This is a genomic window from Pantoea sp. X-Soil-TKNS-1211, from assembly GCF_059730495.1.
This window is the reverse complement of record NZ_AP035953.1, coordinates 4,201,115-4,215,717: the sequence shown is the minus strand read 5'-3', so window position 1 is coordinate 4,215,717 and position 14,603 is coordinate 4,201,115. Positions and strand designations below refer to the sequence as shown.

General features: G+C 52.1%; 9 protein-coding genes, 4 tRNA genes, 3 rRNA genes and 1 riboswitch. Of the genes, 13 read left to right on the top strand and 3 right to left on the bottom strand.

Going from position 1 to position 14,603, the window contains the following annotated elements:
- Positions 1 to 3 precede the first annotated feature (3 nt).
- Together fabR and AC6I8W_RS19910 are read left to right on the top strand one after the other, a co-directional pair.
- Positions 4 to 648, top strand: a complete 645-nt coding sequence (gene fabR / locus AC6I8W_RS19915) for an HTH-type transcriptional repressor FabR (protein ID WP_013510972.1) — start codon at positions 4 to 6, stop codon at positions 646 to 648.
- Positions 649 to 666: 18 nt separating this feature from the next.
- Entirely contained in the window at positions 667 to 1,023 is a 357-nt protein-coding gene (locus AC6I8W_RS19910) for a YijD family membrane protein (RefSeq protein ID WP_497836377.1), read from the top strand.
- A gap of 32 nt (positions 1,024 to 1,055) precedes the next feature.
- Here AC6I8W_RS19910 and trmA read toward each other — a convergent pair whose 3' ends face one another.
- Positions 1,056 to 2,159, bottom strand: a complete 1,104-nt coding sequence (trmA, locus tag AC6I8W_RS19905) for a tRNA (uridine(54)-C5)-methyltransferase TrmA (RefSeq protein ID WP_497836376.1) — start codon at positions 2,157 to 2,159, stop codon at positions 1,056 to 1,058.
- Between the two features lie 115 nt (positions 2,160 to 2,274).
- Positions 2,275 to 2,452, top strand: a riboswitch (cobalamin riboswitch).
- Positions 2,453 to 2,520: 68 nt separating this feature from the next.
- On the opposite strand from trmA, the gene btuB reads away from it, so the two are divergent.
- The 9 genes from btuB to AC6I8W_RS19860 all read left to right on the top strand — a co-directional run bounded on the left by btuB (position 2,521) and on the right by AC6I8W_RS19860 (position 11,032).
- Positions 2,521 to 4,395 carry a TonB-dependent vitamin B12 receptor BtuB gene (gene btuB, locus AC6I8W_RS19900; protein ID WP_497836375.1) on the top strand — a complete coding sequence of 625 codons (1,875 nt, stop codon included), beginning with the start codon at positions 2,521 to 2,523 and terminating at the stop codon, positions 4,393 to 4,395.
- Positions 4,340 to 5,194 (top strand): glutamate racemase, encoded by an 855-nt coding sequence (gene murI, locus AC6I8W_RS19895; protein WP_497836374.1) that lies wholly within the window; start codon positions 4,340 to 4,342, stop codon positions 5,192 to 5,194. Before btuB ends, murI begins: the two co-directional genes overlap by 56 nt.
- 367 nt (positions 5,195 to 5,561) lie before the next feature.
- Positions 5,562 to 7,103, top strand: a 16S ribosomal RNA gene (locus AC6I8W_RS19890).
- A gap of 73 nt (positions 7,104 to 7,176) precedes the next feature.
- A tRNA-Ile gene (locus AC6I8W_RS19885) sits at positions 7,177 to 7,253 on the top strand.
- A gap of 146 nt (positions 7,254 to 7,399) precedes the next feature.
- Positions 7,400 to 7,475 (top strand) — tRNA-Ala (locus tag AC6I8W_RS19880).
- A 194-nt stretch (positions 7,476 to 7,669) separates the two neighbouring features.
- Positions 7,670 to 10,576, top strand: a 23S ribosomal RNA gene (locus AC6I8W_RS19875).
- A gap of 104 nt (positions 10,577 to 10,680) precedes the next feature.
- Positions 10,681 to 10,796, top strand: a 5S ribosomal RNA gene (gene rrf / locus AC6I8W_RS19870).
- Together the 16S, 23S and 5S rRNA genes with 4 tRNA genes alongside form the textbook arrangement of a ribosomal RNA operon.
- Positions 10,797 to 10,870: 74 nt before the next feature.
- A tRNA-Asp gene (locus AC6I8W_RS19865) sits at positions 10,871 to 10,947 on the top strand.
- A 9-nt stretch (positions 10,948 to 10,956) separates the two neighbouring features.
- Positions 10,957 to 11,032: transfer RNA gene (locus AC6I8W_RS19860), tRNA-Trp, on the top strand.
- A 172-nt stretch (positions 11,033 to 11,204) separates the two neighbouring features.
- Here the strand turns inward: AC6I8W_RS19860 and hdfR are convergent.
- On the bottom strand, positions 11,205 to 12,026 hold the full coding sequence (hdfR, locus tag AC6I8W_RS19855) for an HTH-type transcriptional regulator HdfR (RefSeq protein WP_013510967.1): 822 nt from the start codon (positions 12,024 to 12,026) through the stop codon (positions 11,205 to 11,207).
- A 121-nt stretch (positions 12,027 to 12,147) separates the two neighbouring features.
- On the opposite strand from hdfR, the gene AC6I8W_RS19850 reads away from it, so the two are divergent.
- A complete protein-coding gene (locus AC6I8W_RS19850) occupies positions 12,148 to 12,486 on the top strand; it encodes a MaoP family protein (protein WP_480366642.1) in 339 nt (112 codons plus the stop codon).
- A gap of 25 nt (positions 12,487 to 12,511) precedes the next feature.
- Here AC6I8W_RS19850 and AC6I8W_RS19845 read toward each other — a convergent pair whose 3' ends face one another.
- Positions 12,512 to 14,032, bottom strand: coding sequence for a YifB family Mg chelatase-like AAA ATPase (locus tag AC6I8W_RS19845; RefSeq protein WP_497836373.1), 1,521 nt, complete (start codon positions 14,030 to 14,032; stop codon positions 12,512 to 12,514).
- A 328-nt stretch (positions 14,033 to 14,360) separates the two neighbouring features.
- Between AC6I8W_RS19845 and ilvL the strand changes: the two genes are divergently transcribed.
- A complete protein-coding gene (gene ilvL / locus AC6I8W_RS19840; RefSeq protein ID WP_071783595.1) occupies positions 14,361 to 14,459 on the top strand; it encodes an ilv operon leader peptide in 99 nt (32 codons plus the stop codon).
- Positions 14,460 to 14,603 lie beyond the last annotated feature (144 nt).

Below are 14,603 nucleotides of genomic sequence, written 5' to 3'. Positions count from 1 at the left end.
AGAATGGGCGTCAGAGCGCAACAAAAAGAACGTACAAGACGTTCACTGATTGAAGCCGCCTTCAGTCAGCTAAGTGCAGAAAGGAGTTTTGCCAGCCTGAGTTTACGTGAAGTTGCACGTGAAGCCGGTATTGCGCCCACCTCGTTTTATCGTCATTTCCGGGATGTGGATGAACTGGGTTTGACGATGGTTGATGAGAGCGGCCTGATGCTGCGTCAACTGATGCGTCAGGCACGCCAGCGCATTGCCAAGGGTGGCAGCATTATTAAAACTTCTGTTGCAACTTTTATGGAGTTCATCGGGAACAATCCCAACGCTTTTCGTCTCTTACTACGCGAGCGCTCCGGCACCTCGGCGGCGTTTCGTGCTGCCGTCGCACGTGAAATTCAGCACTTTATTGCCGAACTGGCAGATTACCTTGAGCTGGAAAACCGCATGCCGCGCAGTTTTACCGAAGCACAGGCAGAAGCGATGGTCACCATCGTATTCAGCGCCGGTGCGGAAGCGTTGGATGTGGATATTGAACAGCGTCGCAAGCTGGAAGATCGTCTGGTGCTACAGCTGCGGATGATCGCCAAAGGTGCTTATTACTGGTATCGCCGGGAGCAGGAACGGCTGGCGGTAACACTGGAAAAACCCGAAGAGTAATGTGATAAGGATAAAGAAATGATTGAGCAAAACCCCCGCGATAAAGGAACCCTTTTACTGGCTTTTATCACTGGTTTAGCCATCAACGGCTCCTTTTCGGTGCTGTTCAGCGCATTTGTGCCATTTTCGATTTTTCCGCTGCTCGCCCTTGGCCTGGCGGCCTGGTGCCTGCATCAGCGTTATTTGAACCGTAATATGCCGGACGGCATGCCGTCTCTGGCGGCGGCGTTTTTCCTGCTGGGGATTCTGGTCTACAGTGCGCTGGTGCGAGCGGAGTACCCGGATATTGGCTCCAACTTTATCCCTACCATTCTGATGGTAGCGTTGGTGTTCTGGATTGCGACGCGCTTTAAACGACCGAAGAACAAGAATTAAAAAAACGGGAACCTCAGGGTTCCCGTTTTTAGTTATGCTTTGCGTGTTAGCAGTACGCCACTTTCCATATGATGGGTATAGGGGAACTGATCAAACAACGCCAGACGTGTAACCTCATGGGTTTCCGCCAGGGTTGCGAGGTTGTCGCACAGCGTCTGCGGATTGCACGAGATATAGAGGATACGAGGGTAAGCCTGCACCATTTTCACCGTTTCGGCATCCAGCCCGCTACGCGGCGGATCGACGAAAATGGTTTCACATTGATAGCTTTGCAGGTCAATGCCTTCCAGTCGGTTAAAGCTGCGCACGCCATTCATCGCCTGGGTGAACTCCTCCGCTGCCATACGGATAATTTGCACATTATTAATGTGGTTGGCAGCGATGTTGAACTGCGCGGCAGCCACCGAGGGTTTGGCGATTTCGGTGGCTAATACGCGGCGGAAATTACGCGCCAGCGCCAGTGAAAAGTTCCCGTTACCACAATACAGTTCCAGCAGATCGCCACGCGCGTTTTGCGTGACGTCCAGCGCCCACTCCAGCATCTGAATGTTCATCGCGGCATTGGGTTGGGTGAAACTGTTCTCCACCTGGCGATAAATGATCTCTTTGCCTGCTACCGGCAGGCACTCATCAATGTAATCGCGATCGAGACAGATTTTGGTTTTGGTGGCGCGGCCAATCAGCTGGACATCAAACCCTTCGGCGCGTAATGCATCACGTAACGCGCTGGCCGCCAGCTGCCACTCCTCTTCCAGCTTGCGGTGGTAGAGCAGGGAAATGACAATCTGATTGCTCAGGGTCGACAGGTAATCGATCTGGAACAATTTATGACGCAGTGCGCGGTTATTACGGATCGCGTTGATCATTTTAGGCATCAGTTGGTTGATCAACTCGCTGGCCGCCGGAAATTGATCGACGCGAATGCGCTGTTTGGTCTGCTGATCAAAGATGATGTGATACAGATCGTCGCCATCATGCCAGATGCGGAATTCGGCACGCATACGATAGTGACTGACCGGTGAACGAAACACCTCCACCTCTGGCGCAGCAAACGGTGCCATCATTGCCTGTAAACGGCTGACTTTTTCCGCCAGTTGCGCGTCATATTGTTCAATCGGGAGCTGTTCGGGTGTCATCTTCAATCCTGGTAATAAGCCTGCTTGCCGGGCGATTGTAGGCATTCAATGGCTGATGTCCAGCCTTGTGCAAAAGAAGATGGCTGGAAGTCTGGATTTCTGGCCTTCTTATCCGTAGACTGCGACGGCCGGCCTCCTTGAGTTAAAAGGGAATCCAGTGCGAATCTGGAGCTGACGCGCAGCGGTAAAGAATGTCGTGGTGATTGCTGATGCAGACACTGTCCTGTGGGATGGGAAGTCTTCACCATTTATGATTCTCAGCCCGAAGACCTGCCGGTGTGACGTCGCAATTCGTACGGTCATCGCGTGCTATCGATCGTATGCCTGCGGCATCCTGCTTTGTCTTTTGGATGCTATAACAATGAAAAAAACACATGCTTCGCTGTTTGCCTTCAGTGCAACGGCGATGTCCCTCTGGGCGCAATTTGGCTATGCCCAGCAGGATGATGATACGCAAATCGTTACCGCTAACCGTTTTTCACAGCCAGTTTCTTCCGTGCTGGCACCCACGACCGTTGTTACCCGCGAAGAGATTGACCGCTGGCAGGCAAAAAGCCTCACCGATGTAATGCGTCGCCTGCCGGGCGTCGACATTGCGCAAAACGGTGGCATGGGTCAAAGCAGCTCCATGTTTATTCGTGGCACCAACTCCAATCACGTCTTGATTCTGATTGACGGTATTCGTCTGAATCAGGCGGGGATTTCCGGTTCGTCCGATCTCAGCCAGATTCCTCTCTCGCTGGTACAGCGCATCGAATATATTCGTGGTGCGCGTTCGGCGGTGTATGGTTCTGACGCCATTGGCGGCGTGGTAAACATTATCACTGGCCGGGATAAAAACGGCACCACGCTGACGGCTGGCGTTGGGTCCAAAGGCTACCAGAGCTACGATGGCTCGACTCAGCAGAAACTGGGCGATGCCACTAAGCTGACGCTGGCGGGCAACTATACCTACACCAAAGGCTATGATGTGGTGGCAAACCTGCCCGACATCTACGGCGATCCGGCACAGAAGGATCGCGACGGTTTTATGAGCAAAACCCTGTATGGCTCGCTGGAGCATCAGTTTAGTGACCAGTTCAGCGGCTTTGTGCGTGGCTATGGTTTTGACAACCGTACGGCTTATGATGGCTATCCCACGTATGTGGAACCCAACACCTTTGTCGATACCCGTCAGCTTTACAGCCAGACCTGGGATACCGGACTGCGTTTCAATCAAGGCATCTATTCTTCACAGTTGATCGCCAGTTACAGCCATACCAAGGATTACAACTACAGCCCGCAGCTTGGCAAGTATGATGCCACGGCGTCGCTGAATGATGTCCAGCAATACAACCTGCAATGGGGCAACTCGGTGCAGGTCGGCCATGGTACGGTGAGCGGTGGTGTTGACTGGCAGAAACAAACCTCAGAACCCGGCACCAATTCCACTGTGGAAGGCCAGGAACAACGTAACACCGGTATCTACGCCACCGCTCAGCAGCAGTTTGGCAGCGTGACGCTGGAAGGCGCAGTGCGCGGTGATGACAACAATGCGTTTGGCTGGCACAACACCTGGCAGAGCAGCGCCGCCTGGGAATTTGTTGATGGCTATCGTGTGTTTGCCTCTTACGCAACTGCCTATAAAGCCCCGAACCTGGCTCAGCTTTATAGCCAGACTTATGGCAACCCGAACCTGAAGCCGGAAGAAAGCAAGCAGTGGGAAAGCGGTTTTGAAGGCTTAACCGGGCCGGTGAACTGGCGTGTGTCGGGCTATCGCAATGACATCGATAATCTGATTGATAGCGATCCGAGCACTTATGTTTACTACAACATCGACAAAGCGCGTATTAAAGGTGTGGAAGCCACGGCGTCTTTCGATACTGGTCCACTGAGTCATACGGTTTCTTATGACTATGTAGACGCGCGTGATGCTGAGACCAATCAGCAATTGTTGCGCCGTGCGAAGCAGCAGGTGAAATACCAGCTCGACTGGACGGTATTCAATTTTGACTGGTCCATTACTTATCACTACCTTGGTGAGCGTTATGACAACGATTACAACCATTCCTATACTACGCAGCGCGTTAAATTGGGCGGCGTAAGTTTATGGGATCTGGCGGTATCGTATCCGGTCACCTCTCAGCTCACCGTTCGTGGTAGAATTGCCAACCTGTTCGATAAAGACTACGAGACAGTGTATGGCTACCAAACTCCAGGAACGGAGTACTACCTCAGCGCCAGCTACAGCTTCTGATCTGCGTCCCACCGTGCTGGTTTTTGACTCCGGCGTCGGTGGGCTCTCCGTCTATGAGGAGATTCGACAATTGTTGCCGAATCTCCATTATCTCTACGCCTTCGACAATGAAGGTTTTCCTTACGGTGAAAAAACCGAAACCTATATTGTCGATCGCGTTGTTTCGATCGTCGAAGCGATTACGCGGCATTTTCCCCTGGCGATGGTGGTGATTGCCTGTAACTCGGCCAGTACGGTCTCTTTACCTGCACTGCGTGCGAAGTTTGACTTCCCGGTGGTCGGTGTGGTGCCAGCCATTAAACCCGCAGCACGCTTAACGCGTAATGGGGTGGTGGGGCTACTGGCGACACGTGGTACGGTGAAACGTCCTTATACCCATGAACTGGTGGCGCAATTCGCCCGCGAATGCCAAATCAAGATGCTAGGCTCGGCTGAGCTGGTAGAACTGGCCGAGGCGAAGCTACACGGTGAAGAGGTGCTGCTGGATGATGTGCGTCGTGTGGTGCAACCCTGGCTCCGGATGAAGGAGCCACCGGATACAGTGGTGTTGGGCTGTACCCATTTTCCGTTGCTGCGTGACGAGTTGCAGCTGGTGCTGCCGGAAGGAACGCGGCTGGTGGATTCCGGTGCGGCGATTGCGCGTCGTACTGCATGGTTGTTGGAACATGCCGCCCCTGTAGCGCTTTCTGATGCACCTAACATGGCTTTTTGTACGCGGATGGATGAAGAAGTGCTGCAATTATCGCCGGTTCTACAGCGTTATGGCTTCCCATTGATGGAAAAACTGGCGCTTTTGTGATGTTTCGTTGAAAAAAACAGCACTCAGAAATTAATTTGCATTTAGCGCTTGTCAGCCTGAAAGAACTCCCTATAATGCGCCTCCACTGACACGGAACAACGGCTTACGAAGTGATGTGTTGGCAAGGTGGCCTTAAGTGGCAACCTTCAGAAAAGCAAAAATAAATGCTTGACTGAAAGCGCGGAAAGCGTAACATACGCAACCCGCGCCACACGAGAAATGTGGCACTGCTCTTTAACAATTTATCAGACAATCTGTGTGGGCACTCGCAGGATTGATATCAAAAGTCTACGGACTTAAAAAATATCAAGTCTCAAGAGTGAACACGTAATTCATTACGAAGTTTAATTCTTTGAGCATCAAACTTAAATTGAAGAGTTTGATCATGGCTCAGATTGAACGCTGGCGGCAGGCCTAACACATGCAAGTCGAACGGTAGCACAGAGGAGCTTGCTCCTTGGGTGACGAGTGGCGGACGGGTGAGTAATGTCTGGGGATCTGCCCGATGGAGGGGGATAACTACTGGAAACGGTAGCTAATACCGCATAACGTCGCAAGACCAAAGTGGGGGACCTTCGGGCCTCACACCATCGGATGAACCCAGATGGGATTAGCTAGTAGGTGGGGTAACGGCTCACCTAGGCGACGATCCCTAGCTGGTCTGAGAGGATGACCAGCCACACTGGAACTGAGACACGGTCCAGACTCCTACGGGAGGCAGCAGTGGGGAATATTGCACAATGGGCGCAAGCCTGATGCAGCCATGCCGCGTGTATGAAGAAGGCCTTCGGGTTGTAAAGTACTTTCAGCGGGGAGGAAGGTGTTGGAGTTAATAGCTTCAGCAATTGACGTTACCCGCAGAAGAAGCACCGGCTAACTCCGTGCCAGCAGCCGCGGTAATACGGAGGGTGCAAGCGTTAATCGGAATTACTGGGCGTAAAGCGCACGCAGGCGGTCTGTCAAGTCGGATGTGAAATCCCCGGGCTTAACCTGGGAACTGCATTCGAAACTGGCAGGCTGGAGTCTTGTAGAGGGGGGTAGAATTCCAGGTGTAGCGGTGAAATGCGTAGAGATCTGGAGGAATACCGGTGGCGAAGGCGGCCCCCTGGACAAAGACTGACGCTCAGGTGCGAAAGCGTGGGGAGCAAACAGGATTAGATACCCTGGTAGTCCACGCTGTAAACGATGTCGACTTGGAGGTTGTGCCCTTGAGGCGTGGCTTCCGGAGCTAACGCGTTAAGTCGACCGCCTGGGGAGTACGGCCGCAAGGTTAAAACTCAAATGAATTGACGGGGGCCCGCACAAGCGGTGGAGCATGTGGTTTAATTCGATGCAACGCGAAGAACCTTACCTGGCCTTGACATCCAGAGAACTTAGCAGAGATGCTTTGGTGCCTTCGGGAACTCTGAGACAGGTGCTGCATGGCTGTCGTCAGCTCGTGTTGTGAAATGTTGGGTTAAGTCCCGCAACGAGCGCAACCCTTATCCTTTGTTGCCAGCGATTCGGTCGGGAACTCAAAGGAGACTGCCGGTGATAAACCGGAGGAAGGTGGGGATGACGTCAAGTCATCATGGCCCTTACGGCCAGGGCTACACACGTGCTACAATGGCGCATACAAAGAGAAGCGACCTCGCGAGAGCAAGCGGACCTCATAAAGTGCGTCGTAGTCCGGATTGGAGTCTGCAACTCGACTCCATGAAGTCGGAATCGCTAGTAATCGTAGATCAGAATGCTACGGTGAATACGTTCCCGGGCCTTGTACACACCGCCCGTCACACCATGGGAGTGGGTTGCAAAAGAAGTAGGTAGCTTAACCTTCGGGAGGGCGCTTACCACTTTGTGATTCATGACTGGGGTGAAGTCGTAACAAGGTAACCGTAGGGGAACCTGCGGTTGGATCACCTCCTTACCTGAAGATACCTTCCTCCGAAGTGCTCACACAGATTGTCTGATGAAATTTAAAGAAGCAGAAAAACCTCTACAGGCTTGTAGCTCAGGTGGTTAGAGCGCACCCCTGATAAGGGTGAGGTCGGTGGTTCAAGTCCACTCAGGCCTACCAAATTTCTCCTCATGCTGCGTTATGCGCGCGGTCGTTTACCGGTGTAAACTTCCCTTCCGCATGCCTTGCCTGAGATGAAATTACATTCTTCGCTGAAGAATGGTTACTCGGTTGAGTGGTAGTAGTGGTCTCTGCAGTGACTGTATGGGGCTATAGCTCAGCTGGGAGAGCGCCTGCCTTGCACGCAGGAGGTCAGCGGTTCGATCCCGCTTAGCTCCACCATTACAGTTTTTCAATACTTCAGAGCGTACCGGGAACGGTGTGCTGCGAAGTATTTGCTCTTTAACAATCCGGAACAAGCTGAAAATTTGAAACGACACGTTGTTTCATTTCTCCGTAATAAGAAATGAAAGCGATGTGTTCGAGTCTCTCAAATGCTTGCAGTCTGCATGCGTGAAAACGTCTGTGGGTTGTGAGGTTAAGCGACTAAGCGTACACGGTGGATGCCCTGGCAGTCAGAGGCGATGAAGGACGTGCTAATCTGCGTAAAGCGTCGGTAAGGTGATATGAACCGCTACAGCCGACGATGTCCGAATGGGGAAACCCGGTGCACTCTGTGCATCATCGTTAACTGAATACATAGGTTAACGAGGCGAACCGGGGGAACTGAAACATCTAAGTACCCCGAGGAAAAGAAATCAACCGAGATTCCCCCAGTAGCGGCGAGCGAACGGGGAACAGCCCAGAACCTGAATCAGTTTGTGTGTCAGTGGAAGCGTCTGGAAAGTCGCAGGGTACAGGGTGATACTCCCGTACACGAAGATGCACATACTGTGAGTTCGATGAGTAGGGCGGGACACGTGGTATCCTGTCTGAATATGGGGGGACCATCCTCCAAGGCTAAATACTCCTGACTGACCGATAGTGAACCAGTACCGTGAGGGAAAGGCGAAAAGAACCCCGGCGAGGGGAGTGAAACAGAACCTGAAACCGTGTACGTACAAGCAGTGGGAGCATCCTTCGGGGTGTGACTGCGTACCTTTTGTATAATGGGTCAGCGACTTATATTCTGTAGCAAGGTTAACCGTATAGGGGAGCCGCAGGGAAACCGAGTCTTAACCGGGCGTTAAGTTGCAGGGTATAGACCCGAAACCCGGTGATCTAGCCATGGGCAGGTTGAAGGTTGGGTAACACTAACTGGAGGACCGAACCGACTAATGTTGAAAAATTAGCGGATGACTTGTGGCTGGGGGTGAAAGGCCAATCAAACCGGGAGATAGCTGGTTCTCCCCGAAAGCTATTTAGGTAGCGCCTCGTGAATTCATCTCCGGGGGTAGAGCACTGTTTCGGCTAGGGGGCCATCCCGGCTTACCAACCCGATGCAAACTGCGAATACCGGAGAATGTTATCACGGGAGACACACGGCGGGTGCTAACGTCCGTCGTGAAGAGGGAAACAACCCAGACCGCCAGCTAAGGTCCCAAAGTCATGGTTAAGTGGGAAACGATGTGGGAAGGCCCAGACAGCCAGGATGTTGGCTTAGAAGCAGCCATCATTTAAAGAAAGCGTAATAGCTCACTGGTCGAGTCGGCCTGCGCGGAAGATGTAACGGGGCTAAACCATGCACCGAAGCTGCGGCAGCGACACTTATGTGTTGTTGGGTAGGGGAGCGTTCTGTAAGCCGTCGAAGGTGGACTGTGAGGTCTGCTGGAGGTATCAGAAGTGCGAATGCTGACATAAGTAACGATAAAGCGGGTGAAAAGCCCGCTCGCCGGAAGACCAAGGGTTCCTGTCCAACGTTAATCGGGGCAGGGTGAGTCGACCCCTAAGGCGAGGCTGAAAAGCGTAGTCGATGGGAAACAGGTTAATATTCCTGTACTTGGTGTTACTGCGAAGGGGGGACGGAGAAGGCTGAGTTATCCGGGCGACGGTTGTCCCGGTTTAAGCGTGTAGGCTTGCATTCCAGGCAAATCCGGAATGCTTTAAGGCTGAGGCGTGATGACGAGTCACTACGGTGATGAAGTAACTGATGCCCTGCTTCCAGGAAAAGCCTCTAAGCTCCAGGTAACACGAAATCGTACCCCAAACCGACACAGGTGGTCAGGTAGAGAATACCAAGGCGCTTGAGAGAACTCGGGTGAAGGAACTAGGCAAAATGGTGCCGTAACTTCGGGAGAAGGCACGCTGGCGCGTAGGTGAAGGGACTTGCTCCCGGAGCTGAAGCCAGTCGAAGATACCAGCTGGCTGCAACTGTTTATTAAAAACACAGCACTGTGCAAACACGAAAGTGGACGTATACGGTGTGACGCCTGCCCGGTGCCGGAAGGTTAATTGATGGGGTTATCCGTAAGGAGAAGCTCTTGATCGAAGCCCCGGTAAACGGCGGCCGTAACTATAACGGTCCTAAGGTAGCGAAATTCCTTGTCGGGTAAGTTCCGACCTGCACGAATGGCGTAATGATGGCCAGGCTGTCTCCACCCGAGACTCAGTGAAATTGAAATCGCTGTGAAGATGCAGTGTACCCGCGGCAAGACGGAAAGACCCCGTGAACCTTTACTATAGCTTGACACTGAACATTGAGCCTTGATGTGTAGGATAGGTGGGAGGCTTTGAAGCGTGGACGCCAGTCTGCGTGGAGCCGACCTTGAAATACCACCCTTTAATGTTTGATGTTCTAACGTAGGCCCGTGATCCGGGCTGCGGACAGTGTCTGGTGGGTAGTTTGACTGGGGCGGTCTCCTCCCAAAGTGTAACGGAGGAGCACGAAGGTTGGCTAATCCTGGTCGGACATCAGGAGGTTAGTGCAATGGCATAAGCCAGCTTGACTGCGAGAGTGACGGCTCGAGCAGGTGCGAAAGCAGGTCATAGTGATCCGGTGGTTCTGAATGGAAGGGCCATCGCTCAACGGATAAAAGGTACTCCGGGGATAACAGGCTGATACCGCCCAAGAGTTCATATCGACGGCGGTGTTTGGCACCTCGATGTCGGCTCATCACATCCTGGGGCTGAAGTAGGTCCCAAGGGTACGGCTGTTCGCCGTTTAAAGTGGTACGCGAGCTGGGTTTAGAACGTCGTGAGACAGTTCGGTCCCTATCTGCCGTGGGCGCTGGAGAATTGAGGGGGGTTGCTCCTAGTACGAGAGGACCGGAGTGAACGCACCACTGGTGTTCGGGTTGTCATGCCAATGGCATTGCCCGGTAGCTAAGTGCGGAAAAGATAAGTGCTGAAAGCATCTAAGCACGAAACTTGCCCCGAGATGAGTTCTCCCTGACTCCTTGAGAGTCCTGAAGGGACGTTGAAGACGACGACGTTGATAGGCCGGATGTGTAAGTGCAGCGATGCATTGAGCTAACCGGTACTAATGACCCGTGAGGCTTAACCTTACAACGCCAGAGGCGTTTTGGTAGAGAGACGCGAAGATTTTCAGCTTTGTTCGACCGGATTGATTCGTATGGCCTGAGAGGGCGGTGCGGATAAACAGAATTTGCCTGGCGGCTGTAGCGCGGTGGTCCCACCTGACCCCATGCCGAACTCAGAAGTGAAACGCCGTAGCGCCGATGGTAGTGTGGGGTCTCCCCATGCGAGAGTAGGGAACTGCCAGGCATCAATTTAAGGTATTTACCTGAAAAGGTAACACCGGTTATCAGCGAGACCCCGCTGGTAATGCAGTATTCGGTGGTGCGGTAGTTCAGTCGGTTAGAATACCGGCCTGTCACGCCGGGGGTCGCGGGTTCGAGTCCCGTCCGCACCGCCACCCTCATTTAGGGGCGTAGTTCAATTGGTAGAGCACCGGTCTCCAAAACCGGGTGTTGGGGGTTCGAGTCCCTCCGCCCCTGCCAGAAAACAATCCTTTGCTTAGGCAAAGGATTTTTTTTTGCCTGAAATAACCGATATATTTACACCGCCACCTCATTAGCCACCCAGTTTTAGCACAAAATGCCTCAGATCTTTTCGTGATGGAGGGAATTGAGCTTCACCAATATCCACTCAAACCCTTCTACTTTTATTACATCAATGCGTTAATACCGGATATTTGAGCAACTGGCGAATATGAGCCTGTTGATCGCTATTTTGTAGCCATACCGCATATAGAGGCCTGACAGCGACAGGAGTATCAGGAATAACCATCAAATCACTGTAAAGGCTGTGCCAAAAATCAGGTAAAAACGCGCAAGCGCCAGTTGTATGCAGCAATTCTCGGGTGACATGCGCCGATGTTGTGGTTAATACCGGAACGTCATCACTGGACAGATAATTTTCATGTTGATGAAAATCTGCTCCCCATTCCAGTTTGATGTAATCATATTTTTCACGCTTTTCAGTTTTACGCGCACGAAATAATGCGAGTGAAATGTGGCCAATTTGCTGGCTGGTCAATTCATCCATCTTTGGCGCTTCGGTGGTGATCAAAAGATCAAGCTGGCGTTCATGCAACTGCTTCACCAGCAAATGCCGTTGCGCAATACGCGCTTCAAGATGCAGGCTTTCCCTGTTCTCATAAAGCGATTGTAACCAAGGGGTTAGATAAGCCTCCCATAGCGATGCACTGGCCCCTATAGATAGCTCATGATGCTGCTGGGTATGGGAAACTTCCTTCTTCGCCATCAACCAGGTGCTCATCAGGCTCTCAGCATAGGGTAATAAGCGCTCACCAGCGGATGTCAGCCGGATGTTATTACGATGACGCGTAAAAAGGTTAACGCCCAGCTGGTTTTCCAGTTGGCGAATGCGAAAACTAACGGCAGATTGCGTGAGGTAAAGCGCTTCAGCAGCGCGCCCAAAATGGCGTGTTCTGCTCACTTCGAGGAAAGTTTTCAGTAATTCCGTATCCACAGCATTCTCCCAAAAAATGTTTGTCGTACTGATTTAAATGTTTTGTTTTACACTCTGTCAAGCCTATCTAATACTCCGCGCCATAAATAGCACGGCCATATGAGAATCAGGAGCGTGTCAAATGGCGGATAGCTTCGCAACAACGAATCGTTTCTTTGATAACAAGCATTACCCTCGTGGTTTTTCGCGTCATGGTGATTTCACCATTAAAGAAGCTACGCTTCTTGAGCGCCACGGTTTTGCCTTTAATGAACTGGACCTGGCAAGACGTGAGCCGGTGACGGAAGAAGAGCGTTTATTTATTGAAGTATGTCGCGGTATTCGTGAGCCGCAAACAGAAGCTGAGCGTGTATGGTCAAAATATACCGCACGTATCAAGCGTCCTAAGCGTTTTCACACGTTGTCCGGCGGCAAGCCACAGATGGACAGCGTTGAAGATTTCAGCGACAGCGATGACTAAGAAGCGGGGCATATGCCCCGTTTTTTTATTCCAGACTTTTGTGCAGATAGATCATCAAGCGATCAATACTGCGATACCCTACGGCCTCTTGCAGGTGATGACGGGTAATCTGCACCTCGCCGGCCAAATCCGCTATCGTTCGCGCCACCTTAAGGATGCGTTGCCAGGCACGCACCGACAGGCCCAGGGAATTCAGCACCTCTTCAAGCCACCTGGCATCTTCCATATCCAGCTCACACCAGTGCTGTATTTCCGCATTCGAGAGATGGGCGTTGATTTTACCACTGCGGTTTATCTGACATTGCCGCGCCGCAACAACCCGCTGCAAAACCTCTGCGCTACTCTCACTGCGCTGTTGTTTCTGACTGAGCGTACCGTTGGGTAATAGCGGTACTTCCAGAGAAAGATCAAAGCGATCAAGAAAAGGGCCGGAAAGACGGCTCAGATAGCGCAGTACCTGCTGTGGGGAGCAACGGTTATGGGTTCCCTGATAATGCCCGGTTGGACTGGGGTTCATTGCGCCAATTAACTGAAAACGTGCCGGATAGGTGACTTTGGCTCGGGTGCGGGAGATGGCAATCTCACCAGACTCAATTGGTTCCCGTAACGCATCCAGCACTCTACGTTCGAACTCGGGTAACTCATCCAGAAAAAGTACGCCATTATGCGCCAGCGAAATTTCTCCTGGACGTGGTAAGGAACCGCCGCCAATCAATGCATACAGCGAAGCGCTATGATGAGGCGCGCGGAAGGGGCGTTTACGCCATTGTTGTTGCAGGTTGCCGCTATTGACCAGACTGGCGATAGCCGCACACTCCAGTGCTTCCTGATCGTTCAACGGCGGCATAATGCCAGGTAAGCGCGTTGCCAGCATGGTTTTCCCGGTCCCTGGCGGCCCCAGCAGCAGCAAATTATGACCGCCTGCTGCGGTTATCTCCAGCGCCCGTCGCCCTTGTTCCTGTCCAATGATATCGCTCAGATCCTGGTTTTCCTGGCCGATAGTCTCAGGCTGATAACGGGCAATGGGTAACTCCGTCTGATTATGCAGAAAGGCGCAAATTTCGATCAGATGATTGCCAATCAGCGTGGCACCTTCCTGAATTAAACCCACATCCTGTTGATTCTTTTCAGAGAGTATCATTTGCCTGCCCGCCTGGAGGGCTGCCATCGCCGCGGGAATAGCAGCCTGAACGCCACAGAGCGCGCCGTTCAGTGCTAATTCACCCAGGAATTCATATTGCGCGAGTTTCGCGTCAGGAAGCTGCTCTGAGGCGGCGAGAATCGCGATGGCAATCGGCAAGTCGTAGCGGCCACCTTCTTTGGGCAGATCGGCAGGGGCGAGATTGATGGTGACGCGCTTCGCCGGGAAGGCAAATCCGCTGTTGATAATGGCGCTGCGTACCCGCTCCCGCGCCTCTTTCACCGTGGTTTCCGGTAAGCCGACCAGCGTTAAGGCGGGCAGGCCATTACTGATATGCACTTCCACTGTCACCAGCGGTGCCTGCACACCCAAAGCCGCGCGTGTTAAAACCCGTGATAAAGACATAACCACTCCTTGTTATCTTTATCCTGAGGGGGCTCACGAGGAAGGTCTAACGCTGATGGTTAGGATTGCGCGCAGGATTCCGCTATTTCGCCTCTTTTTACCGCTCATTCATGTTTTTTGGAATCAGGCTCTCAGAACGAAATCGAATGTTACGACGCGGTCGTAATGAATATTTATCACAAATACAAATACCCGTTAACTTACAATGTGATAACCGCTTCGTCGCTGTTGCGTCATAAAAATTTCTGATGAAAATTATTGTCAATGCCCGGATAACTATGGTAACTCTGTAGGTATTACTTCGAACAATCGAAAAAACGAACAACACATGAAAGCCCTTCTACAAGTGATTAGCCTAGTCGTGATTAGCGTGGTGGTGATTATTATCCCACCGTGCGGGGCTACGCTTGGAGAAAGAAAGGCTTAAAAATCAAGCCCGGAATTCGAAAAACCCCCGCACCGAAAGGTCCGGGGGTTTTTTTTCGACCAGGCAAAATATCAGCGAATCATCGAGGAACAGATAATGAACAGTAGCATAAAATTCTGTTGTTCCCGCAGGGTTACAGGAGAA